Origin of the sequence: Sphingomonas sp., from assembly GCF_965227385.1 — a bacterium.
In the GTDB taxonomy this organism is placed as follows: Bacteria; Pseudomonadota; Alphaproteobacteria; order Sphingomonadales; family Sphingomonadaceae; genus Sphingomonas.
In genome coordinates, this window is record NZ_OZ245750.1 from 3,900,543 (window position 1) to 3,926,949 (window position 26,407).

The window sequence follows — 26,407 nt, forward strand, 5'->3', positions numbered from 1 at the left end:
CCATGTCAAAGGCGCCATGCGGGCGGCGCCGGGTCCCCCAGTTCGATCAGCAGTTCTTCGTCCACCGCCGCAGCTTCGTCCAGTTCCTCGGCGCTGAAAATTTCGCGGTTCATCACGAAGCTGCCGTGATAGCCGGAAAAGCGCCATTCGCCGGTGACTTCGGTGCCATCCTCGTTGATCCGGCCGCTATAGGCGACGCTGTGCGCCAGCGGACCGGACGGGTCATATTGCTTCACGAAATCAAGCGCGTCGCTGGCGCGCGTGCCGGAAACAAAGGCGCGGCGGATGTCGGACAGGCCGGTGTCGTCGGGTTCGGTGATCACGCCTTCGATCGCGCCGCCAAATTCCTCAAGATGAGCGATGAAGCTGTTTTCGGGCACGTCCCAGCCGGTCGCGAAATAACGGCCATACCAGACGCCGGTCACGTCGTTTGGATTGTCCATCAGCTGCTGTGGTCCGCAATGATCTTCCAGCCTTTGGCCTCTCGGCGGAACAGCAGCGAGGTCATACCGGTCTTGACCTCACCGCCCGCCGCCGGCGTCAGCGTCCAGCGTGCGATAAGATGCGCGTGGGTGGTGCCAATCAGCTGAAACTCGCGGTAGCTGAAGCTGAGGCTGGTGCGCTTTGGCCGTTCGCCCTGGCCGAATTGATCGGGATAGTTTCCCGCATAGCGCGCGCGAATTGGGCCAAGCCCAAGCTGGACGCCCTTCGACCCGGTGAAGCTGGTGCCGGGATCGTCGGAATAGACCGCGAGGAACGCGTCGAGATCGCCGCGATTCCAGCCATCGGCGCTGTCGTCCATCGCCGCCTCGATCTGGATGCGCGGATCGGGCCGCTCGCGGGCATCCGCAGGGAGCGTGGTGAGCGCAAACAGGCACAGTAGCAGCCAGCGGATCATTGAGCCTCCATCAATGCGACGAGTTGCGGAACGGTGAGCGGCTCGGCGCAGAGATAGCCCTGATAGAACTGGCACCCCTCCTTTGCCAGCAGGTCGAGCTGTTCGGCGGTTTCGACCCCCTCGGCAATGACCGTGAGGCCGAGCGAGCGCGCCATGTCGATCACGCCGCGCACGACGATGCGGTCGCGCGCGCTGCCGGTAATGTCCTGGGTCAGCTTGCGATCGACCTTGAGGTAATCGAGCGGGAGCGACTTCAGGTAGGCGAGGCTGGAATAGCCGGTGCCGAAATCGTCGATCGCGACGCGGCATCCGGCAGCGCGGAGTTCACTGAGCAGGCGCGAGGCTTCACCGAGATCGTCGATCAGCCCGCCTTCGGTGATCTCGACCGTCAGGCGCGCGCGGGGGAAGCCGCTGCTGTCGACCCAGTCGAGGAACAGGTCGGCGAACCCCGAGCGCGCGACATCGGCGGCGGTGACGTTGACCGAGAGGCGGAGGTTGCGCAGCGATGCCGGCCAGCGCGCCGCCTGTGCCAGCGCGAGGCGCTGGACATGCTCCGACAGCGCGACCTCCAGCTCGGCGCGGGCGGCGGCGGCGAACAGGGCTTCGGCGCCGACCTCGCCATGCTGCGGGTGGCGCCAGCGGGCCAGCGCCTCGACCCCGACGATCGCGCCGGTTGCGACCGCGACCTGGGGTTGCAGGCGCAGTTCGATCTCTCCCGCCTCCATCGCGCGGCGCAGATCGACTGCGAGCGTTTCGATCGGGATGGTGCGGTCGTCGGCGTCGTCACCCGCCAGCGCTTCGCCCACGCGGCGGAGCAGTGCGGCGGGATCGTCATCGGCACGCGATTGCGCGACCGCCACCCGCGCGCCGACCGGGGCGATCGCATCGCCGATCACGAAGGGGCGGGTCAGCGCCTCCTGTATTGCCTTGGCCGCGGCGGCCAGCGCTTCGGCATCGGCATCCTCGGTCGCCACAAGGAACTCGGCCCCGCCCATGCGCGCCAGCGCCGCCCGCCGCCCCAGCGTCGCGCGCGCGGCATCGGCGATGCGGGTCGATGCGGCGCGCAGCACGGCATCGCCCGCGTCGCGGCCATAGGCGGTGTTGACCATGTCGAACCGGCCCAGCGCGACCAGCACGACGCCGACGGGCTGGGCATCGTCCAGACGGCGGGCGAGCCAGCGGCGCATCCCCACATCGTCGCGCACGCCGGTCAGGACGTCGCGGACGACAGCACTGGCGTCCACCTCGCCCAGCCGTTCGATCAGCGCATGGACACGGCCGGTACGCGCGTCGCGCTGAAGATGTTCGACCACCCGCCCCGCGCCGGGCAGGTCGTGCGCGAAGGCGGTCGCCTGAATCCCGTCGCGCAGCCGCGCCAGCGCGCCGCGCATCGCAACGCGATCCGCCGCCTCGACATGGCGCAGCATGGTGCGCAGCGACGGCGCCGCGCTGAGGCCCAGCATCGCGGCAAGCGCGGGCGTGACCTGCAGCGAGCGCAGCGCGGGATCGTAGCGCCAGCCAAGCGGCTCCCCGGTCGCCCGGGGCGCATCGCTGCCGGTGCGCTGGGCGTGGCGGGCGGCGAAACGAAGCGCCTGGACGAACTCGACCTCACGCATCGGGCTGGCGAGGAAATGGGTGGCGCCGGCGTCGTAGAATTCGCCGAGCCGGGCGGTGTCGTCGCGCGAAACGAGCGCGAGCAAGGCCGCGCCACTGGCGCCGGTGACAGCTGCCAAAGCGCGGGTCGCGGCCAGCCCGTCGGCCACCGAACCGCGCGCATCGACCACCGCGACCGCCGCCCCGCTGGCGAGGAAGCGGCGATCCGCCCCCTCCCCGCGCCGCGCCGCGACCACGCGCCAGCCCGCGCGCGCCGCCTGCGCCGCGAGCTCGTCGCGCTGACGGAAGGACAGCAGGAACAGCGGCCGGTCGCGCCCGGTCATCGGTGTGGCAGAAACGGGCGCGGCGTCGGTCATCGCCCCCATTCCTAACGCAAGGGTTGTCGGGATGCTATGAACAGCTTAGCTCCATTTACATGGCGAGCGATCGGCCTCTTGTGGACCGGCATGGCCGCGCGATCCGTTACCTGCGGGTGTCGGTCACTGATCGCTGCGACCTGCGCTGCCGCTATTGCATGGCCGAGGAGATGCAGTTCCTGCCGCGCAGCGAAGTGCTGTCGCTTGAGGAAATCGCGCTGATCGCGGAGCGGTTCGTCGCGCGCGGCGTGACCAAGATCCGGCTGACCGGCGGCGAACCGCTGGTGCGGCGCGACGCGCTGGAACTGGTACGGCGGCTGGGCCGCAGCGTTGGAGCCGGGCTGGACGAGCTGACGCTGACCACCAACGGCACGCAATTGGCGACCCATGCGGAGGCGCTGGCGCAGGCGGGCGTGCGGCGCATCAATGTCAGCCTCGACAGCCGTGATCCCGCCATCTTCCGCCATATCACCCGGCGTGGCGATCTGGCCCAGGTGTTCGACGGCATCGCCGCCGCGCGCGCGGCCGGCCTCACCGTCAAGATCAACATGGTCGCCCTTAAGGGGCTGAACGATGCGGAGATTCCCGCGATGCTGGCGTGGACCAGCGCGCAGGGCATGGACCTGACGCTGATCGAGACCATGCCGATCGGCGCGATCGACGAGGATCGCGCCGATCGCTTCGTGCCGCTGACCCGCGTCCTGGATGATTTGTCTGCACAATTCGACCTGTCCCGAGATGCCCATGACAGCGGCGGGCCGGCGCGCTACTGGCGGATAGGCGGGAGCGGCGCACGGCTGGGCCTGATTTCCCCGCTGACGGGCAATTTCTGCGACAGCTGCAATCGCGTGCGGCTGACTACGGAGGGCAAGCTGTTCACCTGTCTGGGCCATGACGATCAGGTCGATTTGAAAGCCGCGATCCGCAGCGGCGGACTGGCGGCGGTCGATTCCGCGATCGACGCCGCGCTGGCAAGCAAGCCGGCGCGGCACGATTTCGATGTCGCACCGGGCGCCGCGCCCGCCGTGGCGCGCCATATGAGCGTGACCGGCGGATGAGCATCTTGCGCCGGGCGCTCGCCGCCTCCCCGACGACTCCGGCCGAAACGGCCGCGGCGGAACTGCTCGCCGGGCGCGACTGGGTGCCGGTCGAGGAGGCCGACATGGTGGTCGCATTGGGCGGCGACGGCTTCATGCTGCAGACGCTGCACGCGATGCTGGAGCGGCGGCGGATCGTGCCGGTGTTCGGCATGAACCTGGGCACCATCGGCTTCCTGATGAACGACTGGCGGCCCGAGGGGCTGGAAGATCGGCTGGCGCGCGCGCGGCCGTTCAAGGTCAGCCCGCTGGTGATGACCGCGACGACCATGGAAGGGGAAACGCATGTCATCCCCGCGATCAACGAAGTGTCGCTGCTGCGCGAAACGCGTCAGACCGCCAAGCTGGAAGTGCGGGTGAACGACCGCGTGGTCCTGCCCGAACTGGTGTGCGACGGCATCCTGGTCGCGACGCCGGCGGGATCGACCGCCTACAACCTTTCGGCACATGGCCCGATTTTGCCGCTTGGCTCGCGGCTGCTGGCGCTGACGCCGATCAGCCCGTTCCGCCCGCGACGCTGGCGCGGCGCGATCCTGCCCGAAAAGACGCGGATTTCGCTGCGCGTGCTCGACCCCGGCAAGCGCCCGGTGAGTGCGGTGGCGGACCAGCGCGAGGTGCGCGACGTGGCGCAGGTCGACATCGCGATCGACCGCAACCGCGACCTGACCCTGTTGTTCGACCCCGAGCATGCGCTGGACGAGCGGATCACGATGGAACAGTTTATCGCTTAGTTTGAGGTCGGCTGTGCCGACGCGGCACCGGCCCGCTCCCCCACCCGGCCACCCATAAATTACTGACGTAGGCTGGCCGGGTGGAGGAGCGAGCCGGTGCCGCACAAAAATGCCCTTTCCCCGCTTGCATTGCCCGGCACCCCTTCGTATAGGCGCGCCCTCGCTGGTGTTCCCTGATAGCTCAGCGGTAGAGCTCTCGACTGTTAATCGAGCGGCCGTAGGTTCGAATCCTACTCAGGGAGCCACTTCACCGGATCAGGCGGGATCAAGGCGGGTCAAAACCCCTTGTATTCCGCCGATCCCGGCGACAAACCCGGATCATCGCGGATTATCCCGGATCAGGGAAGCGCCCCCAAGGTGGGGGCACTTTCGGGGCACCGGTCACCGCACCTGGGGGCATCGGTTGCTGACCGACATACAGTGCCGCAAGGCGGCGAAGAAGGACAAGCCGTACAAGCTGGCCGATTCGCTCGGGCTGTATCTCTACGTCACGCCGACGGGGTTTCGCTCCTGGCGATTCAAATACCGAATCGATGGCAAGGAAAAGCGGCTGATCTTCGGCCCTTATCCCGAGGTGTCGCTGGTCGAGGCGCGCGAGCTGCGCGACGCGGCGCGAAAGCATCTTCGGTCGGGACGGGATCCAGCGCTCGAGCGCAAGCGGGACCAGGCGGCGGCGGCGCGCTCTGCGGCCAACACCTTCGAATCGGTGGCGATCGAGTGGCACCAGCTGAAGTCGCCGGCGCTCGCTGTGCGCTATGCGGGCCAGATCATGGATCGACTGAAGGCCGACGTCTTCCCGATCATCGGGGGGCACCCGGTCGCGGACATCACGCCGGCCGAGGTCCTGGACGTCATCCGGGCGATCGAGAAGCGCGGATCGACGGAGATGGCGCACAAGGTGCGGACCCATATTTCGGACGTGTTCGTGCACGCGATCGCGACGGGCAAGGCGCAGCAGGATCCCGCGCACGTCATCCGCAAAGCGCTGCAGCCGACCACGCCGCGGCTCTGGCCCGCCGTAACGCGGATCGCGGCCGCGCGCGAGGTGCTGAAGACGGTGGAGGCGCAGCATCGCAGCTATTGGGGGTCGCGCTTCGCCTCGCGCCTGTTGGCGCTGACGGCTGCGCGGCCCGGTGTGGTGAGGCTGGCGGAGCGGCACGAGTTCGAGGACCTGGACGGCAAGGCACCGATCTGGCGCATCCCGGCCGAGAAGATGAAGCTGACGCGCGAGCGCAAGAGCGACGTAACCTTCGAGTTCGTGATCCCGCTATCGCGTCAGGCGGTCGAGGTGGTGGAGCGCGCGCTGACGCTGTCGGACGCGCCCAAGCTGCTATTCCCGAGCATCCGCAGCCTGCACAAGCCGATCAGCGATTCGACGCTGAGCAAACTGTATCGGGACGCAGGCTTCGCCGGTCGCCACGTTCCGCATGGCTGGCGCGCGACCTTCTCGACCATCATGAACGAACAGGCCGCGATCGACGATCGCGAACGCGACCGCGCGATCATCGACATGATGCTCGCGCATATGCCGGAGGGCGTCGAGGCTGCGTACAACCGGGCGGCGTACATGCCGCGACGGCGCGCGATCGCGCAGCAGTGGGCGGATGCGCTGACCAAGGGGCTGGAAACGGCGGAGCAGCTCGCGCAGCGACGCTGATCGCGGGAGGCCGGGCATGAGCGCCCGGGCCGGATTCAGCAGCGCGCCGCTCGGCTATGCTTCGCGGCGCACGATGCAATCGGTGCGGCGCAATAGTCCACACGCCGGGTCGGCCGAGGTCGAGCTGTGGAAGCGGCACAACCGCTTCAGCCGGGCGGAGAACAATGCCTGGCTCACCGCAGCCGAGGAGCACGAGCGCGCGACGAAGATGCCGGGCAAGCGCAACGGCGCGCTAGGCGACATTGGGATGAAGGTCCTGCGCCTGTTGCTGCGACTGCGCGGGAAGCTCGATGGTCGCCTCGACCCCAGTTACACTTGGATTGCGCAACAGGTCCGGATCGCACGCAGTTCGGTCGGCAAGGCGCTCGCTCGGCTCAAGGCGGCTGGCTTCCTGGACTGGATGCGCCGATCGGAACCGGTCGAAGATCCGGAGCCAGGCGGTCAGTACGTCAAACAGGCCAGCAACGCCTTCATCCTGCGCGCCAGCGGCGCCGCAGCGGAGATGATCCGACGGCTGCTGCGGCGCCCGACGGCGGCGATGCAGCGCGTGAAGATCGAGCGCGAGCGCGCCGCTAAGCTGAAGCGCCCAGTGAGCGAGATCATCGCCGACGCGAAGGACCCTGCCCTCGCCGCTCTGCTGGAGAGCCTTTACGAAGGCGTGCGCGATGACGTTGAGGGTGAGAAACCGCCGAGCGGTCTCAATACGCCCCTGAATGGATCAATGGGATAAGGAATGGGCCGCTTAAGGCGGCCCATGAGCCAGTTTGTTGATCCCCCCCGCGCCGAAAGGCCCCTCTCCCCCTCCCCCGACTGCCCAGACTTGGCTGTCGGATGCGGGCGGCTGCGCCGCCCTCGGGCTATCAGGGGGGATGAGCACGAACCGTGCCACCCCATCCTCGGCCAAGTCGCCCGCGGCAGCGGGCAGGATCAAGAATGGATCAAATCCGCCCAGGCCAAGAATAGCCGCCGACGTCGATCGAGCTGCTCGGCCCGGTTATACGCGGCCTCGACCTTGTTCTTGTTCGTGTGACCCAGCGCGGCGTCGATCGCCTCGCGCTCCCCGGGCAGCACTTCATTCATGATCGTCGAGAAGCTCGACCTCCAGCCGTGCGGCACATGCCGACCCTTGAACCCGGCCCGCGCGATCAGCGCGCCGATCGCCGCCTCGCCAACCGGGAACACCCGCGCCGCACGATCGATCATCCCGGCGCCGCCAACGAATTGATCGGCCGCGACCTTGCGCAGCACCTCGACCGCAGCAGGCGCGAGCGGCACCAGGTGCGCGAAACGCGCCTCGCCCTTCTTCGCCTTTGCCAGCTTCAGGTGGTCCGCGGGGATCCGCCACAATGGCGCCGCGCCGTCGAGATCCTCGATCTCGCTCCAGGTCATGGCGCGCAGCGAGCCGAGGCGCGGCACTGTCAGCGCAAGAAACTGCGCCGCGCGGCGCACGATCGGCACGCCGCCGGCGCGCTCGCACGCTGCGAACAGGGCGCGGCATTCGTCCATATCCGTCAATGCCGGCATCGGCCGCGCGGGCGGCCGCACCGCCAGCTCGTCGGCGACGTCGGCGGGATTGTGGCTGACCAGGCGACGGCGCCGCGCGAAGCGGAACACGCCATCGATGCGCTGGCGAAGGCGGCGCGCGGTCTCGACACAGCCGCGCGCCTCGACCCCCTCGAGCAGCTCGAGCACGCCGCCCTCGTCGATATCGGCCAAGCGCTTCGCGCCGATCGCGGGGAAGACGTCGCGCTCGAGGCTGACAAGGACGTCGCCGGCATGCACCGCAGACCAGCGATCGATGCGCGCCGCATGCCAAGCGCGCGCCACCGATTCGAAGGTGTCGGCCGATGCGACCGCGCGATCGCCGCGCGGATCCGCGCCGGCCGCGATCGCCAGCCGCGCGGCATCGCACCGGGCGCGGGCCTGGGCCAGCGTCATCTCGGGATAGCGGCCGAAGGTCAGCAGCAGCTCGCGGCCCTGATACCGGCACTTCATGCGCCAGCTCTTCAGGCCGGTCGGCGTGACGAACAGGAACAGGCCGCGTTCGTCGGCCAGCTTATAGGCGCGCGAACGCGGCGACGCGGCTTTCACCGCGGCGTTTGTCAGCATAGGGTGTCCTCAGGAGGGTTCGATGGCCGATGAGACGATCACGCTGGTGGGCGGACCTGCCGCCGGCAGTAAGTTCGCCTGGAGCGGCGGCGATCTGTTCAAGTTCGTCCCGCCGCCGGCATTAATGATCGCGACCGAGCGGGGCTTAACCCGGCCGAAAGAGCCGATGCTCTATCGCCGCTCACTCAACAACAGCGCGCTGTTCGTCTTCCAGCCCTGACCACGGCGGACAATCCCTCCGCCGTGGCGTGACGCCGAAATGGCGGAAATTCGCCAGTTTCGACGCCACGCAGTGCAGGCGATACCCCCATTGATACCCCCAGCTGTTCGACGCTATTCAGGCGTCCAGCTGGTGAGCAGTCTTGAGAACTGACCACGCGAGCGCTGCAGCCAGGCTGCATACCCCGTTACCCGCGCCCCGGGTGCGGTCCAGCCGGTCGGCCATCCCATCAGCATCTCGAGGAACTGCGGGTTCGGCACCAGGGTGTCGAAGTAGCAGTGCTTCCCACTCCTCAAGCTCAGACGGACCGGGTGCGAACAGCGGGAGCGCATGCTCGGCCGCCAGCCGAGCGCCTTCAGCGCATCGCGAAACGTGACCCACATCTTCGCCGCTGTCCCGGCCGAGATCTGCGCCATCGATGTCTCGAGGCGCTCCGGCTGACGCACGAACCGTATCCCCTTCCCCGACAGCTCGAGGTCCGGAGGGTGGCCGCTGTCCGACGCGATCGGCGTGGGCCAAAATGAAGATTCGGCGCCGCCGGTGATTGGCGCCCGCTTCTCGCGCTGTGAAGATGCCCGCCTTTGTCGTGTAGCCCAGCTCGCGAAGGTCTCGAACGACGTCGGCAAATCCCAGATTGATGTGGCCTTCGACGTTTTCACAGAACACCCACTCGGGTTCGACCTCGCTGACGATGCGCGCGATCTCTGGCCAAAGGTGCCGAGGGTCACGGTCGCCGCGTCGCCGCCCAGAATAGCTGAACGGCTGGCACGGATATCCTGCAGAGACGAGATGAACGCGGCCACGCCACGGTCGGCCGTCGAAGGATGGAAGGTCGTCCCAGATAGCAGCTTCAGCCAGGGCCTGGTCTGCCATCCGCGCCACGAGAGTGGCCGCCGCATGGCTTTCCCGCTCGACGAAAGCCACAGTTCGATATCGGGGCTCGGCGATGTGCAGGCCGAGGTCGAGGCCGGCATATCCGGCGCAGAGGGAGATTCCCCTGAAGTCGTCGACTTCAGGCAGGAAGCGGGAAGATAGGTCCACAATGTGAGCTCCGTTCGGTCGCTCGATTGGCGATCGCGGTCGGGTGGCTCACAGGCCGTATGGAATTGAACTGGCGGCAACGCCGGCACTTAATCTCGATTATTCCGGCGATCGCGCAGGCGATCGCTTTGAACAGGAGCGCCTTACACCCGGCGCAGCGAAACGATTCCTTCAATGCCTTCTCCTCGCCACCGCAATGCGGTCGGCGGCTGATGGCACCCGGCTAAGCGTGCGATGGTGGGCGACCGGCTGACCGGTCGCCACTCCCATGCCGCTTCATCGTCACATCCGCGTTAACGCGCAGGCCCGGTGATAATCAGCTCGGTCACGCGCTTCGCTTCACCCGCGCCGATCGTCCAGCACGTGTCGGCCGTGCCGATCGCGAAGCGGTGAAAGGCGCAGCGGATCTCCGGCGCATCATTGATCGACAAGATGAAGCGGCCGCTGATGCCCGCCAGGAGCTCGGCGAGCTGCTCGAAGTCGGCCGCGGAAAACACCCCGGGGCCGTAATCGCCTTCGCACCCGAAATAAGGCGGGTCGAGATAGAACAGGGTTTCGGGGGCGTCGTAGCGGCGGATGAAGTCTGCATAGGGCAGCCGCTCGATCGTCACCCGGGCCAGACGATCGTGCAGCGCCGCCAGCTGGTCTATCAGGCGGGCCGGGTTGAACATGGCGGGCCTATCGCGGGCAACCCCATAGTTGCGCCCGACGACCTTCCCCCCGAACGAAAGCCGTTGGAGATAAAGGAATCGAGCGGCCTGCTCGATGTCGGTCAGCGTCGTCGGATCGACGCGCTTCTGCCTTTCGAACTCGTCACGTCCTGCGATCATCCAGCGCAGCTCGTGCTCGAGCGCGGCGCGATGGCGACGCACGACCCGGAACAGGTTCACGACGTCCCGACTGATATCGTTGATCACTTCGGCGGGTGCCGGCGATCGCCGCTTCAGGAACACGCCGCCCATTCCGACAAAAGGCTCGGCGTAGGTTCGGTGCGGTGTTGCTTCGATCAGCTCGACGAGGCGGCGGGCAAGGTTGCGCTTGCCGCCGATATAGCGTGCGGGCGTCTGCACCGCGGCGGAGGTCTTCATTATGGATCACGTCCTTCAGGCAAGGCACGTCGGCTACGCGCGCCTGATGGTTTCGGCGGCTCCTCGAGCACGCCGATCGGCGCCGTCCTGGCGGCGCGCAGATCTCGATGATGCTGTGGTGGGGCGGCTCCTGCTGCCCGCGGCCACCCGAAAGCCGGGTGGTTAGCCGCACGGACCACAGGAACCGCGCCCTGCGTATTTCCCCAAGGGTATTCTATTCCGCAGGCCACCCGACAAAGTCGGCGACCTGTGGTACCGCGCGCGCGGGCCACTCCTCTCGGCTAAGGTCAGAGCGGCTTCAGCCCTATGGCACGCCGGCGGCGGTCTCACTAGCCCCGGCCAGCGCCCGTCGCTCAAGTTCGCGCGCGGCCATCAGTCGCTCGGTCAGCTCCTGATCTGGCGGGATGCCGAGCGCGCGCCAGATCCTGTGCAGTTCCGTGTGCAAGCTGCTCGCGCGGATGATGCACCGGATCGAGTCGTTGTCGGCCCAGGGCAGCGGGTCGGCGCAAGCCTGCCAGAACGCGCGGAACGGCGCGGGATCGCCGCCGGCGCGCTGGTGCAGATAGGCGAGCGCCAAGCGCAGCGCGTTGGTGCGCGGGACCGGCCCCGCCTGCCCCTGCAGCATCGCGGCATCGAGCAGGCTCAGCGCCAGAATGACGGTCATCTCGCGGTCGAGTCGCTCCATCCGCCCACAAAAGAACGAAAGTGGAACAGCGCGCAAGCCGCCGCGCGATCATCTCGGCTGCGCGAACGTCTCCCGGTACCAGTCCTGCCAGCCCTCAGCCTTCACGGTGTTGGCGGTGCAGATCCGGATGTCGTCTTCATCCAGGAGGGGCGTTGGACCGGTTCGGTCAGCAGCGCCGGCGGCGTCGGTGCGCGCGGCGGCTCCACCCGCTTCGCCGGCACCGCCGTCAGTTCCTGTGGCGGAGAGACCCGCGAGCTGGTCCCGCAACCGGCGAGCATAATCAGCAGCGCGGCGCAGCTCGGTCTCCATCCTTTGGGAGAGTTCATTCTGGTGCTCCTTGGAAATCTGCGCGTCTCGCGCTTCGATGGCCCGCGCTTGGGCCTCGCCATCGGCGCGGGCGGTCTGCGCGGCGAGCCGCACCTGGTCGAACGCCTTGCCGTAGCGCTGGATCTGTTCGGGCAGCTGATCGACCTTGAGTCGCTTGGTCGCGGGCCAGCCATTGGCGACCCCGGCGGCCGCGACCGAGGCAGCGAGGATCTGGCCGCGCTCGGCAGCCAGCGCGCGCTGCGCGTCGCGATCGGCGTCAATCGCAACCGTATTGGCGACGATCGCCGCGATCACCACGCCCAGCACGATCGGAAGCCAGTGGCGGCGGAGGAACGCGGGCACGCCGATCATGCGCCCAGCCCGGTCAAACACGCGGCGCGCTCGCGCTCGCGCCGGAGCTTCAGTCCGCGCACCTCGACCATCCGGCCGTTCACCCGGGCAAAGCGCCAGGCGATGAACCCGTCGCATCCAGCGCGCCATGCGCCAGCGTTGAACCGCCGCGCGACCGTCGATCGACAATAGGCGCTGGTGCCGATGTTGAACGCCAGCCGCGTCGCGGCCGCCAGCTGGTGCGGCCGATCGGCAAGGCCCGGCGTGCAGTGCAGGACGCCGCGCAGGTGCTTCTCGGCGTCCGCCTTCAGTAGCGCTTCGCACTGCGCATCGGTGCGGTACCGGCCGACGCGGACGTCGGGACCGGTATGCCCGTAGCATTCGGTCGGCACCCGGGCGATATCCAGATAGCCGATGTTGACCTTGCCCTCGTCCGGCTTCAGCGCGGCAACGGCCATCGCCAGCGCCGCGATCGCGCCGGCGCCGAGCGTTCCGATCGCCGCCCGCGCCTGACCCGGCGTCAGGTCATTCGCCATCGCCCGTCCCCTTCCCATGCTTGCGGCCGAGCAGGCTCTGCACGGTGTCGGTCTCGTAGATGCGGATCAGCGTCCAAATGACGGTCAGCAGCGCTGCGATGTGGGGAAGGACCTGCGCGAGCGTGCCGACGGCAATGCCGACCGACGTGATGTCAGCCGACATCTTCACCGCGACCGGGATGTGGTCGAGCGTCATTTCTATTCTCCGGGGATGGGCCGGCTATGGCCCGGTAAGGGTCAGGCGGCGGCAACCGCGGCGGTGCGCGCGGCCTGCAGTTCTGCGGTGAGGGCGCTGTTCTCACCGGCCAGGCGCTGTATCTCCTGGCGCAGTTCGGTTTCACGCTTGGCAGCCTCGGCCAGCTCGCCGTCGCGCTGCGTGATCAGCGCGGCCTGGCTCTCGATCGTTTCAGCGCGCGCGGCGGCGCTCTGTTCGGCGGCGACCAGCTCGGCGCCGATCTGCTCGATGGTCTGCTGCAGATCCAGGATGACATTCGCCTTCGCCGCGGCGTCCTCGATCGCCGGGCATCCTCCATCCAGCGCGCCGGCCAGGTCGCCCGCTTCGACCGTGCGGACCTCCGGCTTGACCACGACGAACACCTGTTGTGTTCCGCCGGGGGCGTCGGCAACGACCCGCTCCTCCAGATAGCCGGTATGTTCGTGCGCCTCGCTGCCGCGCACCGTGCCATCGGGGTTGAAGATGACGGTGACGCGCTCGAGATATTTGGTGATGTCCATCGGTCGATCCTTCAGGCTGCGATCGTGCGATCGGTGACGCGGCGCCAGTTGGTGCCGTCGGAGAATACCGGCACGGCGCCGCCGGCCTCGTTGGTGCAAAAGGCTTCGGCCCCCGCGCCGACTGTCGTCGGATTGGGCAGACCCGCGACGGTGTAGCTGGGCAGCTTGGGCGGGTAGAGGAACGTCGTCTGCAGCGTCGTGAAATTGATGCGGATCGCATCGGCGATCGCCGTTCCCTGCACCTGCTGCCCGATGGCGAAGGTGCCGTCGGTGCGCAGTCCCATGCCCCACTGCTGGAAGTCGGTCTCGCGGAAGAAATCCAGAAACAGGTTGCCGTTGCCGATGATCCGCCCGCCGCTTCGGCCGCTGGCATGGGTGTTGCGCACGCTGAACCCGTCGAACCGCGTCGACGCCGAAAGCTCGGCTTCGAAGCCGGTGGCCGATCCCGTGATCGCGTTGGTGTTCATATAGACCAGGCGCGCGCCGTTCGTGAATCCGGCGACCCCCGTCAGCGCGAACAGCGACTGAATGTCGAGCTGGTTCAATCCTGGCGAAGCGATCGACGCGTAGATCGGCTGCCCGATCTGCAGATGGTTCTTGAAATCGAGGAAGGGCAGGTTCAGCCGCGCATTTCCCGCAGCGTTCATCTGACGCTGCCAGGGGGTATTGTTACCCTCATGGCTGATGCGCACCTGATTGCTCAGGAAGATCGACTTGTCCCCGCCCTCCGTGCCGCTGAAGATCAACGACACATGGACGTTCCGATAACCGTCGGCGAAGGTGTGTTTCGCGGCGGTGAAGCTCACCCCCGAGTCATAAGCCCAATCGGCATTGTTGAACGGGGCATAGACGCTGATCGGCCGATACTCGATCCCGCCCGATCCCACGGTGTGCATCGCGTGGTGAAATTCCGACCCATCGATCCAGCCGCCGGGATTGGCCGGGTTGATCGTCGGCACCTTGAAACGATGCTCGATGCGGATTGACGGCGCGCCCTTGGTGTTGACGATCGGCGTCAGGCTGGAATTGAGGTTCCAGCTCAACCCCGCCACGTTGTTCGTATATTCGGGCTGTCCCGAATATTGCGCATTGGCGGCATATGGATTGTGGCTGAAGGTCAGCGCAAACCGGACGCTCGACGGCACACCGCCCTCACTGCGGTTGGGCGAATCGAATTGGAGACCTGCCTGGCTCGTGCCGGACGCCGGCGTCGCGGGGGGCACCGTCGCCACGTAAAACGCCTGCGCGGTGGAGGAGTAGTCATCGATCCGCTCCAGCCCGCCTGCGCGGCGCGCGAAGCGACCTGAATTCGACACCGGGGTGGGGCTGCCCGTTACCGGGTCCAGATGCGAGCCGCTGTCACCGAGCACGATGATCGTTTCGTCGATCGTGCCGGTCGATGCAGCCGCCGCCGACCACGTTTTGAAGCTTTTGTAGCCGGGGTCACCCTTCGCGCCCTGCGCGCCCGTCGCGCCGGTGCGACCGGTCAGCGCCCGCACGCGCGCTCTGCTCAACGTCATAGCGTGTTAACTCCAGGATAGACGATGAACGGCGCGAGGCGGAGCGAGTCTTCCGTCCCGTTCGCGTAGTGAATCTTGATCTCAAACCAGAAGGTCTGAGCGGAACCGATCTCAGGCTGGTGCAGGCCCGGCAACGCGGCCAGTTCCGCGCGCGTGATGCCGGGGTCGATGATCAGGAGCCGAAGGTCCGGCTCTTCATCCGTGGGATAGGGTTCGTCGATGATGGCAAGATTGGACTTGCTGATGAGCGCCGCGCCGGCCGCTCCCTCATACTGCCGAACCTCAAGCGAAGCCGTCGCGCCGGCGAGCTCGGTCAGCTGCCCGCCGGTATAGCCATGCTCGATCGGCTCGAGATCCATGTTGCGCCGCGCGTACAGCGGGTCGATCACCGCAGTCATTCGCTGGGCTCCATCGCATTCTCCATCGGTTGAGGTTCAGGCCGCGCTCAGCGCCTGAAGCTGCGCCGTCAGCGCTTCCAGCTGCTCCGCCATCCGCCGCTGCTCCGCTGCTTGGCAGGCGAACAGAAACAGGTTCAGCTCGCCCGTGCGGACGCCGAAAACGTTGCCAGCCGGTCGCTCGCGCCAGACCAGGCCGTCCGCATCGATGACCTCGTCCTTCTTCGGGCGATAACTGGGCGTGGCCACCCGCTGCACCGTGTCGGTCACGGCGGCCGCGGTCGCCGTCGCGCGCTTGACGCACTTCTCGCGCATCACGGGCTCACGCTCCGCTTCCCAGCTGTCGAACGTCAGAAATGACATGCGAAAGCTCGGGCGATCGCCCTCGGGTATGGAAGCGTCCGCCGCGAAGTCGAGCGGTTGCAGATCCTCCACGCCCTCGTCCATCAGGATGCGCGCCACCTGCTGCGCCCGCACGCCCACATGGATCCGGCTTCCATCCAGCCAGCAATACAGCCCGATCTCACTGGCGATGCGCAGCCCCGCGCGCAGCATCGCGGGCGTCAACTCGCCCAGCCAGTTCTTCAGCCGCTCGTCGGATGTGTTGATGGTCGCGTTGCCCGCGAAGACCTCTTTCCACCGGAAGGATGCGGTCCCCAGATTGGCGCTGTTATCGGCGCCGGGGCGAACATCCGCCGCGCTGACCCGGAGGATCGTCGTCCCTCCGGTCGCAAAATTCCGAAACGTGGCGACGCCATTGTAGGCATCGAAAAACACGCCGCCCGCGGTCTCGCTGCGAAAGACAAGGCTACCGTCAGTTGCCAGACGCATCCGGCCCGCGAACGCCGAACTATTGGCGGTGAAGTAGAAGTCCGCACTCCCCGTCGAATTGAGCACGATCTGAGTCGCCAACGCGGGATTGGTCGCCAGCACCACTGGCCCCGTGCCGGTCACCGTGTTCGACAGGTTCCCCAGCCCGACCGCTGCGGCGTTCAGCGGCTGCCACGTCTTGTCCCCGCGCCGATATTGCGCCGTGGTACCGGCGGCGACCGCCGGTTCCTTGGCGTTCAGTGCCGCCTGCAGGTCCGTCTGCGCCGACAGTAAGCCGGTGATACCACCCCACGCTACCGCGCCCTTGGCATGGAGAAGCGTGGCATAGTCATCGGTACCATTCCCCCATTTGAAGAAGCCCGTGTCGATCTCGACGCACGCCTCGCCCAGCTTCGGGATTGGATTGATGCTCACCCAGTTGGCCGCGGTGTCGGCCGAGGCGCGCAGCGGAACGATCCGGACAGTCATTATCGCGCCAGCACATCGGCGGCGGTACCGCCCCAATATTCGACCCCGGCCACACTGACAGGGCCAAGGATCAATCGCCCGCCGGTCTGCCCCCGCGAACGATACCGCACGCTCGCCTCGTAGGTTGCCCCGGGGTCCAGGCCAGCGATCGCCTTCTCCGTAATCGTCGGGGGCTCGATGCCTGCGGCGATCCAGTCGCCTCCGGCGGGCCGATATTCGAACAGAACGCTATCTGCGATGCCGTTGTCCACGGCGCCGCTCAAGATCATCCTGCCCCCGCCGTCAGTCGAAAGCGCCCATTCTGGCGCCCCTGGCGGGTCGATCGTCGTGTCGTAGACGATGCCGGCATCGGGTGGGGGGCTTCCGATCTGGGCCAGCGCTGCTGCATGCTTCGAATCCGTTTCCGACCGGACAGTGAAGGTCACGATGCTGTCGGGCTCGATCGACCGCGACAGCAGCAGCAATTTCACGTTGTCCGTATCCGGGAGATCAAGAGTGAGGCAATCCCCGGGCGCGTAGTTCAGCCATTTCGGCTTCAGCGGGAAGGTGCCCGGTCCGATCTCGCGGCTGTCTTCGATATCGTAGCGGGCGAGAACGGCGGCCTGCGCGGCATTTTGCACCAGCGGATACTCTAGCTCTTTGGTTCGCCGATCTCCGTCCGCCTCGACATAGGCATCGACCGAGATTTCGCTGCCGGGGACGATCTCCCATTCATGGTCCGGCGAACGAAAGCGCGGGATGACGGTATTGAACTTGGATCGCCGCGGCGCGGAGCGCGCGAGCTGGGCGTCGCCGACGATATCCGCTGCTGTGATCGTCGCGAGCGAAACGCGCGGCGTGTTGATCAGGCAGCCGATCCGGGCTCCGATGCGGAGCGGTTGCCCAGCGCCGGCTTGAAGGATCAGCTTGAGCACGTTCCATTTGGTGTCCGGACGCGAATAGACGACACCTCCGACCTTCCACCCGTTGGCGTCGGCGATGTTCGCGCCCTCGACGAACATGGGCACGATGATCTGGTCGAGCAGCGCGCCGAGTCCGGCGATCCGCTTGCGCTTGCCCGCGACGATCGCGTGCCGACCGATGCACCAGGTCAGCGCGTGCAGATACGGGTTTTCCGTCCACTCCCAGGTCTCCTCATCGTCCCACCGATGGGATCCCGAACCGCCGGGGAAGGTGCTGTCCTTGCGCGGATCATAGCAGCGGACGCCATCGATCAACCATTGCGGCTTCGGCACGCCGCTCTGGAAGAACACTTCCTTCTTGCTGTCATAGCGCAGGCGCCAGAGGGTGGCCGCCATACCCGAGATCTTGTGACTGGACGTCCAGCCGGTCGGATTCGCCGAAGATCCGGCCGTCACCTGAAGTGCGGAGGATTCCGGCGTTGCCCCAAGCTGGCGGTCCTGGAACATGATGTCGCGGTACTTGCCGATCGCGTTTCCACTCGCGTCGAAGGTGACCGGCTCCTTGTCCGAGGTGAAGCTGACGAAGCCGCCGATCGGGCCGCACCCGGACAGGATGGTCACCAGATCGTTCAGGTCGTTTTTCGCATTGCTGCCAAAGCCGTCGGCCGCGCGCCGAAGCACGATCTGCCCCGCAGTTGCAGTTCGGCCCATCGCATAGGGGACCCCGGCATTCGGATCGGCGGAGAACTGGGTCTGCGATCCACCCCCGACCCCGCTTGGGCGCTTGGTCAGCAACCCCGCACCGATTGTCAGCGCCCCCGACGCCAGAAAGAGCGTGCTTGCCGAGACGCCGATGCCAAAGGATGTGGCGGTGGCAAGCGTCAGGCCCGCGGCGAGGCCAACACCGGTGAACGCCAGCGCGACGGCGCCGACGATCATCGCGGCCGCTCTCAGGAACTTGGCCATGCCGGCTCCACTCGCCACGCTGCTGTGATTTCGAGGGGCTGCACCACGACCGCGCCGATGGCATCCTCGTGATAGCCCAGCGCCCGCCCGTTCCCCATTGCGATCGCCAGCGCGCCGATCGGCTCGACGCTCGGCAACTCGAGGATGTCGCCGACGATCGCTTCCGCAGGGGCGATGCGTTCCAACCCCAGATCGTCCATCGCCGCGGCAAGGCTATCGTAGCCCCGCGCGCGCAACTGCTTTAGCGCTGACCGATACGAACGATAGGAACCTGACGCGGGGAGCCTCACCCGATAACCCAGCTTCCGCAGGTGCATTCCCACCATGCGCAAGCAGTCGCGTACCCCATAGCGAAACGGAGCGTCCTTGAAGCGGTCGAGAGTTGCCTGCGCAGCTTCGACGCGCGCGACCATTATGGGTTGCTCGCTCATTTTTTGACGATCGCCCCGACATTGTCCGTGCCCCACGGCACCGTTTCTGTGACCCCGGTCACGAAGGAGAGGCCAAGCTCCCCCGGGTAGATGCTTTGGTGCCAGGCATCGGACAGGCGGATGCCTTCCTCGAGCTCAAAGAACCGTTCGAACACCGAAGTGACGCGATATTCGACCTCGCGCTTGTGCATGCCCCATTTGATCGTCGGCACGTCGATTGTGCCGTCGAACAGGACCAGCGGGTCTGGAATGACCAGGCCGGTCAGCCGGTCGAGCACGCCGAGCGAGATACGCACCCTCGATCCCTGCACTTCCTCGCTCGAGATCTGCAGCGCGGCCTCGTGCGACGGTGGCTGCAGGGTCATCGTAATGGTGGGAGCTTCGTCGCCGGTGCCGTCGCTGATCCCTTGCAGGGCCACCACCGTTCCGGCGATCGGATCGCGCCCTGTGAACTTGTTGCCGCCGATCATCACCGCACCGGACCCGTCGAGCAGGCGGACATCGTGCCCGGGCAGGTTGATCTCGAACGCGCCGAACACCAGCGGGCGGTCGGCCGAGATCGCGCCCAGCAGGGCCGGCGTCATCTGGCCCATCAGGCGTCCTCGTCGATCCGGACCGTGCCGACATCGATATGCGGTGTCGTGAGCACGTCCCAGGGGAAGTCCTGGCCGATCAGCGATCCCTCGATCTTGGGGACCATATCGACCACGTCACCGTCGTCGGGAATGACGCGCAGCATCGGCAATAGCGGGAGCGTGGCAAGGCCAGCGTCATCAGCGATCACCTGTGCGGTGACCATGTGCAGATAGCGACGCCCCCCATGGATGAGGCTGAAGAACTGGCCCGGTCTGAACGGATAGACGGCGGTCGCGCCCTTCACTGCCAGCAGCGATCCGCTCTGCCCGTCGCCATTGACCGTGACCGCTCCCGGTGCGCCGACGTCGAACCCATCCTGAATGAACGGCATGATCGCGCCGTCCAGCTTGGCCTGGGCCAGCTTCGCCACCCAGTTTCGACCGACCGGCTCGGTCCGCAGCGGCGGCATCACGAATTCGAAGGACCAACGCGTCCCCAGTCGCAGCAACGTCTGTGTTTCGCCTCCCAAGATCGGCACGAGCCTTCCGCCCCAATCGAGCAGGCGCGGCTTGGCGCTACGGATCCCGGGGCTGGAGGGAAGCAAGATCGAGCTCATGACAACGCCGTCGACGATTGTTCCGCGAACTGCTGCTGCGCCAGGCGCGCGCCGCCGATCGTCGCCGCCACGCCAACGCGCTGCAGCTCGTCCAGCAGACCCTGAGCCAGGATCGCGCCCTGCGCATTCACCTGCCAATGGTGTTGATGCACCACGGCGGCGCGATCATTGGCGCTCAGACGCGACAGATCCGGCAGTCGCGCGATCGATCTTGGAAGGCTGCTTGGCAGGCCGCTGGGGAGACCGCCGCTGGCGAAGCGGGGCAAGGTCCCCTTGTTCATCGCGTCAATCACCGGCCAGTACTTGCGCGTCGCCTCCGCGTTCACGATGCTTTCGCCGTTCGATACGAGGATCGGGTCGCGCCCGTTCAGCAGCGCAAGAATGCTGTCCGATCGCCCCGTTCCGGGGCCAGAAATCCGACCATTGGCGGCGCGATCTGGCCGACCGCCATCGGCGAAGCCAAAAAGCTTTCCGATCGAGCCGAACAGCCCTCCTCCGGTCGACCCGGGCCCGCCAAACAGGAACCCCGCGATCTGGCGCTCGATCCCGACCCGGATCAGAGCGGCTACCACCTCGCCCAACGCGCCCTTTAAACCGAGCGCCTTGGTCGCTGCGCCGGCTAGCTCGTCCCCAAGTTTGCGGACGGTGTCGATCTTGATGTTGTCGATCTGGTTGTTGATGTTGTCGATCGAGTTCAGCTCGCGCTGATATCGATCGAACGCGCCTTCATTCTGGCGCTTCAAACCCTCCTCGTCGTTGGCCTTCCGCTGGGCCAGGTCGGCAGCCCGCGCGATCGCCTTAGCGTATCGGTCCCAGTCCTTCGCCGCGAACGCCGTCGCGATCTCGATCGCGGCCTCGTTCATCTCGATCCGATAGGAATTTTCGAGCAACTGACGCTCGATCCGCGCCCGATCTTCCTGTGTGTCCGCGATCTGAAGCTGCGAGCGGAGCAGATCGTCGCTCCGCTGCACCTCGTCGCGCAGATCCGCGAGCTGCTTTTCGGCATGCGCGGCGATCTGTTCGCGCGCGATCGCCGCGCGGCGCGCTTGCCGCGTCTGTTCGTTCACCTCGAGCAGCTGGGCCGCCTCGGCTTCCTCGAGCTTGCCGGCCGACAGCTGCAATCCGATCTTACGCGCGCGGGCCGTCGCTTCTGCGTCAATCTCCTCGACCAGCAGTCGGGCGCGCTCCTCCTGAGTGACGGCGGTCTTGCCCTGGGCGTCGAGCAGCCGTCCACGCGCCGCGCGCATCTCGTCGACGAAGCTGATATCTTCCGCCAGCTCGCGCTGGCGCAGCGTCTCCTGCTGCCTCTCGATCGCCTCACGCGACTTGCGAGTCTTGGCGAAGGCGACGTGGAAATGGTTGCTGTGCCCCTTGTCGCCGGGACCGAGGAGCTCCTTGATCTGCACGCCCTGCGCTTCGAGCGTCGTGCGCACCTGTGCTTTGCTGACCGATCCCATGCCGCCCGCAGGCACGAAGTCCACGGCCTGACCTTTGTAATGGTACGATCCGGGCACGTGCTTGCCGCCGGTCGTCGAGGTGACGGTGCCGCCGAAGGCGGTTTTCAGCAGGTCGCCGACCTGCTTGGGCGTGGCGCGCTCCTCGCTTGGGGTTGAGCTCGCTCCGCCCTTCGCCTTACGATTGTTCTCCTGAAGCTGCTTCAGCTCCTTCTGGCGCTCGCTATCGAGTTGGGCCAGCGTGCGCGCGTATTTGGTCCAATCGCGCGACCGCTCTGCTTCCAGCCTGGCTTGCTTTTCCAGCTCGTCGAACCGCGTGTTGACCCGCCCCTCAGGCGTGGACCTCGCTTTAACCCGCTCTGCCACGATGCGCGCCTGCGCACGGTCCAACGCCTTGGTGAGCCGCTCGATGGCAGCGCTGTTGTCGGCCTGTTGCGCTTCAAGCTTGGCGAGTTCGGACTCTCGCGCAGCTATCAGGGCGGCACGGCCCGCCGCCGCACCCGTCTGTCCATCCCCTCCGCCACCGCTAGGGGCAGACTTCGCCGCCGCGAGCTGCGCTTTGGCCTGCTCGATCAATGCAGCGGTGCGCTCACGGGTGGCGATCGTCGCCTCACGCTGCTGGCCGATGTCGATTAGATCCTGGCGAATCTTCTCCGCAGTCGATTGAACGGCACGATCTTGCGCTTCGATCAGCGCATCGATCGCCTTCGCATGGTCTTTGGTGGCCTTCTCGGCCTCCTTGTCCGCGTCGCTCTTTTCCCAAAGCTTGGCCACAAGAGGAGTCAGCAACACCAGCGCCGAGGAAATCGCGATCCCCCACGGCCCACCGATGAACCCGACAAACCCCTTCGTGCTGTTCGTCATCAGCCCGATCGCCTGCGTGACCTGACCGATCTGCTGGGCAAACACGATCGAAGGAGGCGTCCCGGCCGCCAGCTGGGTCGCGACATCGCCCAGCTGATAGCTCAGCTGCTGCATGCCCGCGCGGGCCTGCCCGGTGACCTCGACGATACGCTTGCCCGGTGCGACGACCGAATCCATCCGCCCTTCGACCGCGGTCAGCGTGTTCGCCTGTTCGCGCAGCGCGATGGCATAATCTTCGGCCTCGCGCGCGGCGACCATCGCGGCCGCTGCATACTGGGTCACCTGGGTGTTGGTGTTGCCCTGGGCGAGTGCTTCGGCGCGCGCGGCGTCTGCCACAATGCGGATAGCGGCCGCGCGCTGCTCGGCAGCGGCCGCCGCCTGACGCGACGCGTTCGCGTTGAGAACGGCCATCGCGTCGGAACCGCTATCGGCGCCCAGCACCTGCTGCGCGTTGGCGCGGATCTCGCGAAAGGCGTTGGTGTAATTCTGGGTCAGCTGCTTGGCGCTGGCGGCGGGGTCGCGGCCCAGCTGGCGCAGAGATTGCTCGACGGCTTCCAGCTGCTTTTCGGCGTTCCCGGCGAATTCGACCAGCGCCGAGCTGCCACCCTTGAGCGCGTTCTTGAGCGGATCGACGGTGCCCGAAACCTGCAGGAACAGATCTCGGCGCGCATTGCCACGAGCCATCGGGCCTCCGTCAGATTATCCGGCGCGGACGGCCTTGACCGCCTCTTGCCGTGCTTCGACCATCGCCCACAGCTCGTGTGGGGTGGCATTCCAGAATTGGTCGACCGACCAGTGAAAGGCGTCCAGCACGACGCCCATCAGTTGCCGGTAGGGGATCAGCTGATCGCCATCTCCGCTACCGGCTTCATTTCCCCCGTGGCGGTTCGCCCTCCCGACGCGGCATCGAGAAGACAGATCGTGACGCGCGCCATGACGTGCGGCATCCCCTCCTCGAAGATCAGCTCGGCGATTCGCTCGGCATTGACGCCGGCGGTCAGATCGTCGCCCTTGCCAGCGCCGGCGCGGATCAGCTCCGCGACGACGACGCCGAGGTGGGCGAGCGACAGGTCCGACGCATCCGCCAGGCGCAGCAGCGCCATGAGCGAGTGGCCGGTCTTCGCCTCAGCCGCACTGATCGCGGCATAGGAAGGGCGCAGCACGTAGCATGTCTTACCGAGCTTCAGCTCGTGCTCGCCACGCGCCGCGTTAGCGGGGTGATCGCTCACGCGACCGCCGCCATGTTATCGGTGGTTGGCACGGCGCTGGCGACCATGTCGAACGACCAGGTGCGCGGCCCATCCTTGGGGCCGGTGACATTGACGTTCCCGATCGCGACTTCGCCGGCATAGAGCACCACAGCGCCCTCCAGCAGCTTGACGTTGACCTTCTTCGTCGCCGACTTGGATACGGTGATCGCGCGGGCGAGGCCGTCGTCGGGCAGCTTCGTGATGCCGCTCACCTTGATCGTGATCTTGCGCTGGCCGAAGCTGAATGCCGCAATGTCACCATCGTCCTTCGAGCTTTCGTCCAGCTCCTGGGCGGCCGAGCTGTATTCCCAGCTCGTCTCCCCACCGATGATATCGAACGCCTCGGTCGGGGTGGTGCCGTCGCCGATGTGGAGACGCGAGTCCTTGCCGTGCTTGGTAGCCATAATTCACTCCTTCTCGGCGCTCAGGCCGGTTCTCCGAAAACTTCGAATTCGATGATGCCGGCATGGGTGATGCCGTCCGCGCCTGCAGGGCTGGATGCCGCGCCGCGCCACTCGATTGCCCCGAACTCGACGCCAGCGACGTCGGGCACATTCCCATCCAGCGCGACACGCACCTGGTGCATCAGCGCATGCAGCGCAGACCGCTGCGTCCCGCGGTAAACCACGATGACCTGCACACTCAGCAGCTCGGCCTGCTCGCCCTTGCCGCCCTCGCTCGAGCTATCGATTTCGCCGATGATGACGAAGCGCCGGTCGCTGGTGTCGCTCGGATCGATCGGGGTCGGATTGGTGGTGACCTCTGCGATCTCCGGCCCGATCGCGGCGTCCAAGAGCGCGATGAACCCATCCGATGCTGCGGAGACAAGATCGACGGGCTCAGTCATCCACCTGCTCCCGTGCGCGTCAAAACCTTCGCCCAATAGTCCGCCAGCTGAAGCTCGGCCGCGCCCTGCAACTCAGGCTGCGCGATGAATGGACGCGCACCCTTCGCGCGGACCCGCAGCTTGTACGGGTCCCCGACGAAGCTGCCTGCGTTCGGGCTCGATCGCGGACGTCGCCGCTTCTTTGCACCAAGATATTCCACCCTGCGCGCGCTTTCTGTGCCGTTGCCCCGGATGCGCCGCCGCTTGACGCGCCGTGTGACGAGCACCGTTTGCGCCTTCCGGCCGAACTCGATCAGACGGCCGACGAAATTGTTCCTGCTGCCCCGCGAGCTGGATCCACGGATCAGACCGATCCGCACCTTCAGCCGCTCGACCAGCAGCTGCAGCGTCAATGCCTGCGCGGTCGAGCCGGTATCCCGCGCTACATCGGCCCGCTGCGCAGCGAGCACCTCGCGGCCGAGGATGCCCATTTCGACGGCGAGCTCGTCGCGCGCGGCCTCGGGGATGGACTGATCGAGCAGCGCGATCGCGCCGCTTAGGCCATCAACCCGCGACTGTCGGCTCATCGTCGCCTGCAGGCTGAAAGGCGATGTCCGAACGGATCAGCCGCGTCGCTTCCTCAGGCGAACAGCGGTATCGCGCGCGCGCAGCGGCACCGGGGATCGCGCAGCGCGTTCGCACCGTGGCCATGCCGTCGGCATCGATCGCCAGCTCTGGCAGAACGTCGGCGCCATCTACCGGCTGAGCTGGCGGGGCGGATCGTCTCGGTCGCTTCATTTGATCCTCGCGTCAGGCGGTCTTGAGTGCCGCGCCGGAGCTGGCGGAAATCAGCAGCCACTCGCGGCGTCCGTCGGGGTTGGAGGGCGGTGCGGTCACGTTCAGGTCGATCGCGCCGTACTTCACCTGCCACTTTGCGCCGACGTCGCCCCGCCAGCGGATCCAGATGCGATAGCTGGAAATGCCTTCCATGACCTGCCCGACCATCGCCTCGCGGCCGTCCAGCGCCTCGACAAAGGCGCGCACGCCGGTCGCGATCTCGGCGAAACCCGCGGTGTAACCGCCCTTCCCGTCCTTCTCGCGGGTCGGTTGAAGCAGATCGACGCGGTGGCGAAGCTTGCCCGGCCTCATTCTCCGTCGTCCCATTTCATCAGGGGCTCGATGAGCCAGGTCAGGGTGCCCGGGATCTCGCGCGGCGCGGTTGCCTCGCTCGCGATGTGCTCGCGACTGCTGAACCAGGTGCCGACGATCAAGCGGATCGCGTGCTTGGCCATTTCTAGATCGGCGCCCGCGAGCGAAGGCTCGTCAGCGACGATGGTCTGCCCCGTCTTGATCTCGATCGCGCGGCGCGCAGCCAGCAATAGCGAGGTCAGATAGGCGTCGTCAGTCGTGTCGTCGGGATCGAGGTGCAGGTGGACCTTGATGTCCTCGATCCCGACAGGTTCGCTCACGCCTGCAGGCTCCGCGCGTATTCAACCGCAGCCGGCGACGGGTCGACCTGCTCGCCATGGGCGATCAGCTCGTCCTCGGTCAGTTCGACGACGTCGTTCGGCTCGTGCCCGTCAAAGGCGACCAGCACGCGAGCGTGGATCCGTTCGACGCTCCGCTCGTCTCCTGCGCTGGCGGGCTCTTCCGCCTTCTCCTCAGCCGCGGGAGGTGCGGCGGGCTGCTCGGTGGGCGCAGGGGGTTCAACCGCCTGCTCGGCCGCGATCGGCGCCGCTGGGGTCTCTGCGGCGGGCGCCGCGGCGGTTGCCGGGGCGCTTGCCGCCGGCGTCGGGGTACGCTTGGTCATGACCTTCTCCTTCGCTTTCGGGAACGCCGCGGACGGCGCTCGCGAAAACGGGAGCGGCGAGACGCCGCCCCCGA

At 66.8% G+C, this 26,407-nt stretch carries 34 protein-coding genes, 1 tRNA gene and 1 pseudogene; 6 read left to right on the forward strand and 30 right to left on the reverse strand.

The features are described 5' to 3' along the window. Positions 1-5: 5 nt before the first annotated feature. The 3 genes from ACO05N_RS19235 to ACO05N_RS19245 are packed head-to-tail and all read right to left on the reverse strand — an operon-like array spanning position 6 to position 2,868. Positions 6-443 (reverse strand): hypothetical protein, encoded by a 438-nt coding sequence (locus ACO05N_RS19235; protein WP_422058588.1) that lies wholly within the window; start codon positions 441-443, stop codon positions 6-8. Beyond that, positions 443-898, reverse strand: coding sequence for a YybH family protein (locus ACO05N_RS19240; RefSeq protein WP_422058589.1), 456 nt, complete (start codon positions 896-898; stop codon positions 443-445). The genes ACO05N_RS19235 and ACO05N_RS19240 overlap by 1 nt, the downstream gene beginning before the upstream one ends. After that, the gene (locus ACO05N_RS19245; RefSeq protein ID WP_422058590.1) at positions 895-2,868 is read right to left on the reverse strand and encodes a putative bifunctional diguanylate cyclase/phosphodiesterase; all 1,974 of its coding nucleotides are present in this window, start codon (positions 2,866-2,868) and stop codon (positions 895-897) included. The genes ACO05N_RS19240 and ACO05N_RS19245 overlap by 4 nt, the downstream gene beginning before the upstream one ends. A gap of 59 nt (positions 2,869-2,927) precedes the next feature. Here ACO05N_RS19245 and moaA point away from each other — a divergent pair, with 59 nt between their 5' ends. The 5 genes from moaA to ACO05N_RS19270 all read left to right on the forward strand — a co-directional run bounded on the left by moaA (position 2,928) and on the right by ACO05N_RS19270 (position 7,083). Then, positions 2,928-3,926: a GTP 3',8-cyclase MoaA gene (gene moaA, locus ACO05N_RS19250; RefSeq protein ID WP_422058591.1), complete on the forward strand. Its 999-nt coding sequence runs from the start codon at positions 2,928-2,930 to the stop codon at positions 3,924-3,926. Then, the gene (locus ACO05N_RS19255) at positions 3,923-4,696 is read left to right on the forward strand and encodes an NAD kinase (RefSeq protein ID WP_422058592.1); all 774 of its coding nucleotides are present in this window, start codon (positions 3,923-3,925) and stop codon (positions 4,694-4,696) included. The genes moaA and ACO05N_RS19255 overlap by 4 nt, the downstream gene beginning before the upstream one ends. Before the next feature lie 170 nt (positions 4,697-4,866). Further along, a tRNA-Asn gene (locus ACO05N_RS19260) sits at positions 4,867-4,941 on the forward strand. Between the two features lie 158 nt (positions 4,942-5,099). Further along, positions 5,100-6,353, forward strand: coding sequence for a tyrosine-type recombinase/integrase (locus tag ACO05N_RS19265; RefSeq protein WP_422058593.1), 1,254 nt, complete (start codon positions 5,100-5,102; stop codon positions 6,351-6,353). Positions 6,354-6,369: 16 nt separating this feature from the next. Next, positions 6,370-7,083, forward strand: coding sequence for a hypothetical protein (locus ACO05N_RS19270; RefSeq protein WP_422058594.1), 714 nt, complete (start codon positions 6,370-6,372; stop codon positions 7,081-7,083). Between the two features lie 197 nt (positions 7,084-7,280). Here ACO05N_RS19270 and ACO05N_RS19275 read toward each other — a convergent pair whose 3' ends face one another. Continuing rightward, positions 7,281-8,462 (reverse strand): tyrosine-type recombinase/integrase, encoded by a 1,182-nt coding sequence (locus ACO05N_RS19275; protein WP_422058595.1) that lies wholly within the window; start codon positions 8,460-8,462, stop codon positions 7,281-7,283. Between the two features lie 22 nt (positions 8,463-8,484). Here ACO05N_RS19275 and ACO05N_RS19280 point away from each other — a divergent pair, with 22 nt between their 5' ends. Further along, positions 8,485-8,682 carry a hypothetical protein gene (locus ACO05N_RS19280; protein ID WP_422058596.1) on the forward strand — a complete coding sequence of 66 codons (198 nt, stop codon included), beginning with the start codon at positions 8,485-8,487 and terminating at the stop codon, positions 8,680-8,682. A 113-nt stretch (positions 8,683-8,795) separates the two neighbouring features. Here the strand turns inward: ACO05N_RS19280 and ACO05N_RS19285 are convergent, their stop codons facing one another. From ACO05N_RS19285 to ACO05N_RS19410, 26 genes and pseudogenes are all read right to left on the reverse strand, one after another. Continuing rightward, a complete protein-coding gene (locus tag ACO05N_RS19285) occupies positions 8,796-9,098 on the reverse strand; it encodes a hypothetical protein (protein WP_422058787.1) in 303 nt (100 codons plus the stop codon). A gap of 151 nt (positions 9,099-9,249) precedes the next feature. Beyond that, positions 9,250-9,723: pseudogene (locus ACO05N_RS19290) on the reverse strand (DNA cytosine methyltransferase); the annotation flags it as partial. Continuing rightward, positions 9,695-9,898 (reverse strand): Com family DNA-binding transcriptional regulator, encoded by a 204-nt coding sequence (locus tag ACO05N_RS19295; RefSeq protein ID WP_422058597.1) that lies wholly within the window; start codon positions 9,896-9,898, stop codon positions 9,695-9,697. The pseudogene ACO05N_RS19290 and the gene ACO05N_RS19295, both read right to left, overlap by 29 nt. 118 nt (positions 9,899-10,016) lie before the next feature. Continuing rightward, the gene (locus ACO05N_RS19300) at positions 10,017-10,811 is read right to left on the reverse strand and encodes a DNA adenine methylase (protein WP_422058598.1); all 795 of its coding nucleotides are present in this window, start codon (positions 10,809-10,811) and stop codon (positions 10,017-10,019) included. A gap of 304 nt (positions 10,812-11,115) precedes the next feature. Further along, positions 11,116-11,496 carry a hypothetical protein gene (locus ACO05N_RS19305; protein ID WP_422058599.1) on the reverse strand — a complete coding sequence of 127 codons (381 nt, stop codon included), beginning with the start codon at positions 11,494-11,496 and terminating at the stop codon, positions 11,116-11,118. Positions 11,497-11,544: 48 nt separating this feature from the next. Further along, on the reverse strand, positions 11,545-12,174 hold the full coding sequence (locus ACO05N_RS19310; protein ID WP_422058600.1) for a hypothetical protein: 630 nt from the start codon (positions 12,172-12,174) through the stop codon (positions 11,545-11,547). Beyond that, the gene (locus ACO05N_RS19315) at positions 12,171-12,689 is read right to left on the reverse strand and encodes a lysozyme (protein WP_422058601.1); all 519 of its coding nucleotides are present in this window, start codon (positions 12,687-12,689) and stop codon (positions 12,171-12,173) included. Before ACO05N_RS19315 ends, ACO05N_RS19310 begins: the two co-directional genes overlap by 4 nt. Further along, positions 12,679-12,885 carry a hypothetical protein gene (locus tag ACO05N_RS19320; protein WP_422058602.1) on the reverse strand — a complete coding sequence of 69 codons (207 nt, stop codon included), beginning with the start codon at positions 12,883-12,885 and terminating at the stop codon, positions 12,679-12,681. Before ACO05N_RS19320 ends, ACO05N_RS19315 begins: the two co-directional genes overlap by 11 nt. 41 nt (positions 12,886-12,926) lie before the next feature. Next, positions 12,927-13,424, reverse strand: a complete 498-nt coding sequence (locus ACO05N_RS19325; RefSeq protein ID WP_422058603.1) for a hypothetical protein — start codon at positions 13,422-13,424, stop codon at positions 12,927-12,929. Positions 13,425-13,435: 11 nt separating this feature from the next. After that, the gene (locus ACO05N_RS19330; RefSeq protein ID WP_422058604.1) at positions 13,436-14,944 is read right to left on the reverse strand and encodes a hypothetical protein; all 1,509 of its coding nucleotides are present in this window, start codon (positions 14,942-14,944) and stop codon (positions 13,436-13,438) included. Continuing rightward, positions 14,941-15,342, reverse strand: a complete 402-nt coding sequence (locus ACO05N_RS19335) for a hypothetical protein (protein WP_422058605.1) — start codon at positions 15,340-15,342, stop codon at positions 14,941-14,943. The genes ACO05N_RS19330 and ACO05N_RS19335 overlap by 4 nt, the downstream gene beginning before the upstream one ends. A 36-nt stretch (positions 15,343-15,378) precedes the next feature. Next, positions 15,379-16,638 (reverse strand): hypothetical protein, encoded by a 1,260-nt coding sequence (locus ACO05N_RS19340; RefSeq protein ID WP_422058606.1) that lies wholly within the window; start codon positions 16,636-16,638, stop codon positions 15,379-15,381. Further along, positions 16,638-18,506 (reverse strand): hypothetical protein, encoded by a 1,869-nt coding sequence (locus tag ACO05N_RS19345; RefSeq protein ID WP_422058607.1) that lies wholly within the window; start codon positions 18,504-18,506, stop codon positions 16,638-16,640. Before ACO05N_RS19345 ends, ACO05N_RS19340 begins: the two co-directional genes overlap by 1 nt. Next, on the reverse strand, positions 18,491-18,937 hold the full coding sequence (locus tag ACO05N_RS19350; protein ID WP_422058608.1) for a DUF6950 family protein: 447 nt from the start codon (positions 18,935-18,937) through the stop codon (positions 18,491-18,493). The genes ACO05N_RS19345 and ACO05N_RS19350 overlap by 16 nt, the downstream gene beginning before the upstream one ends. Then, a complete protein-coding gene (locus ACO05N_RS19355) occupies positions 18,934-19,530 on the reverse strand; it encodes a hypothetical protein (RefSeq protein WP_422058609.1) in 597 nt (198 codons plus the stop codon). The genes ACO05N_RS19350 and ACO05N_RS19355 overlap by 4 nt, the downstream gene beginning before the upstream one ends. Then, positions 19,530-20,129: a hypothetical protein gene (locus tag ACO05N_RS19360; protein WP_422058610.1), complete on the reverse strand. Its 600-nt coding sequence runs from the start codon at positions 20,127-20,129 to the stop codon at positions 19,530-19,532. The genes ACO05N_RS19355 and ACO05N_RS19360 overlap by 1 nt, the downstream gene beginning before the upstream one ends. Continuing rightward, complete coding sequence (locus ACO05N_RS19365) at positions 20,126-23,131, reverse strand: hypothetical protein (protein WP_422058611.1); 3,006 nt, start codon at positions 23,129-23,131, stop codon at positions 20,126-20,128. Before ACO05N_RS19365 ends, ACO05N_RS19360 begins: the two co-directional genes overlap by 4 nt. Before the next feature lie 15 nt (positions 23,132-23,146). Beyond that, positions 23,147-23,269 carry a phage tail assembly chaperone gene (locus ACO05N_RS19370; protein ID WP_422058612.1) on the reverse strand — a complete coding sequence of 41 codons (123 nt, stop codon included), beginning with the start codon at positions 23,267-23,269 and terminating at the stop codon, positions 23,147-23,149. Between the two features lie 17 nt (positions 23,270-23,286). Further along, positions 23,287-23,676 (reverse strand): GTA-gp10 family protein, encoded by a 390-nt coding sequence (locus ACO05N_RS19375; RefSeq protein WP_422058613.1) that lies wholly within the window; start codon positions 23,674-23,676, stop codon positions 23,287-23,289. Further along, positions 23,673-24,101, reverse strand: coding sequence for a phage tail tube protein (locus ACO05N_RS19380; RefSeq protein WP_422058614.1), 429 nt, complete (start codon positions 24,099-24,101; stop codon positions 23,673-23,675). The genes ACO05N_RS19375 and ACO05N_RS19380 overlap by 4 nt, the downstream gene beginning before the upstream one ends. Before the next feature lie 20 nt (positions 24,102-24,121). Beyond that, positions 24,122-24,544, reverse strand: a complete 423-nt coding sequence (locus ACO05N_RS19385; protein WP_422058615.1) for a hypothetical protein — start codon at positions 24,542-24,544, stop codon at positions 24,122-24,124. Continuing rightward, the gene (locus ACO05N_RS19390; RefSeq protein WP_422058616.1) at positions 24,541-25,110 is read right to left on the reverse strand and encodes a hypothetical protein; all 570 of its coding nucleotides are present in this window, start codon (positions 25,108-25,110) and stop codon (positions 24,541-24,543) included. The genes ACO05N_RS19385 and ACO05N_RS19390 overlap by 4 nt, the downstream gene beginning before the upstream one ends. Continuing rightward, positions 25,088-25,321 carry a hypothetical protein gene (locus ACO05N_RS19395; protein WP_422058617.1) on the reverse strand — a complete coding sequence of 78 codons (234 nt, stop codon included), beginning with the start codon at positions 25,319-25,321 and terminating at the stop codon, positions 25,088-25,090. Before ACO05N_RS19395 ends, ACO05N_RS19390 begins: the two co-directional genes overlap by 23 nt. A 12-nt stretch (positions 25,322-25,333) precedes the next feature. Further along, on the reverse strand, positions 25,334-25,672 hold the full coding sequence (locus tag ACO05N_RS19400; RefSeq protein WP_422058618.1) for a head-tail adaptor protein: 339 nt from the start codon (positions 25,670-25,672) through the stop codon (positions 25,334-25,336). Further along, a complete protein-coding gene (locus ACO05N_RS19405; RefSeq protein WP_422058619.1) occupies positions 25,669-25,992 on the reverse strand; it encodes a head-tail connector protein in 324 nt (107 codons plus the stop codon). Before ACO05N_RS19405 ends, ACO05N_RS19400 begins: the two co-directional genes overlap by 4 nt. Further along, on the reverse strand, positions 25,989-26,333 hold the full coding sequence (locus ACO05N_RS19410; protein ID WP_422058620.1) for a hypothetical protein: 345 nt from the start codon (positions 26,331-26,333) through the stop codon (positions 25,989-25,991). Before ACO05N_RS19410 ends, ACO05N_RS19405 begins: the two co-directional genes overlap by 4 nt. Between the last annotated feature and the right edge of the window lie 74 nt (positions 26,334-26,407).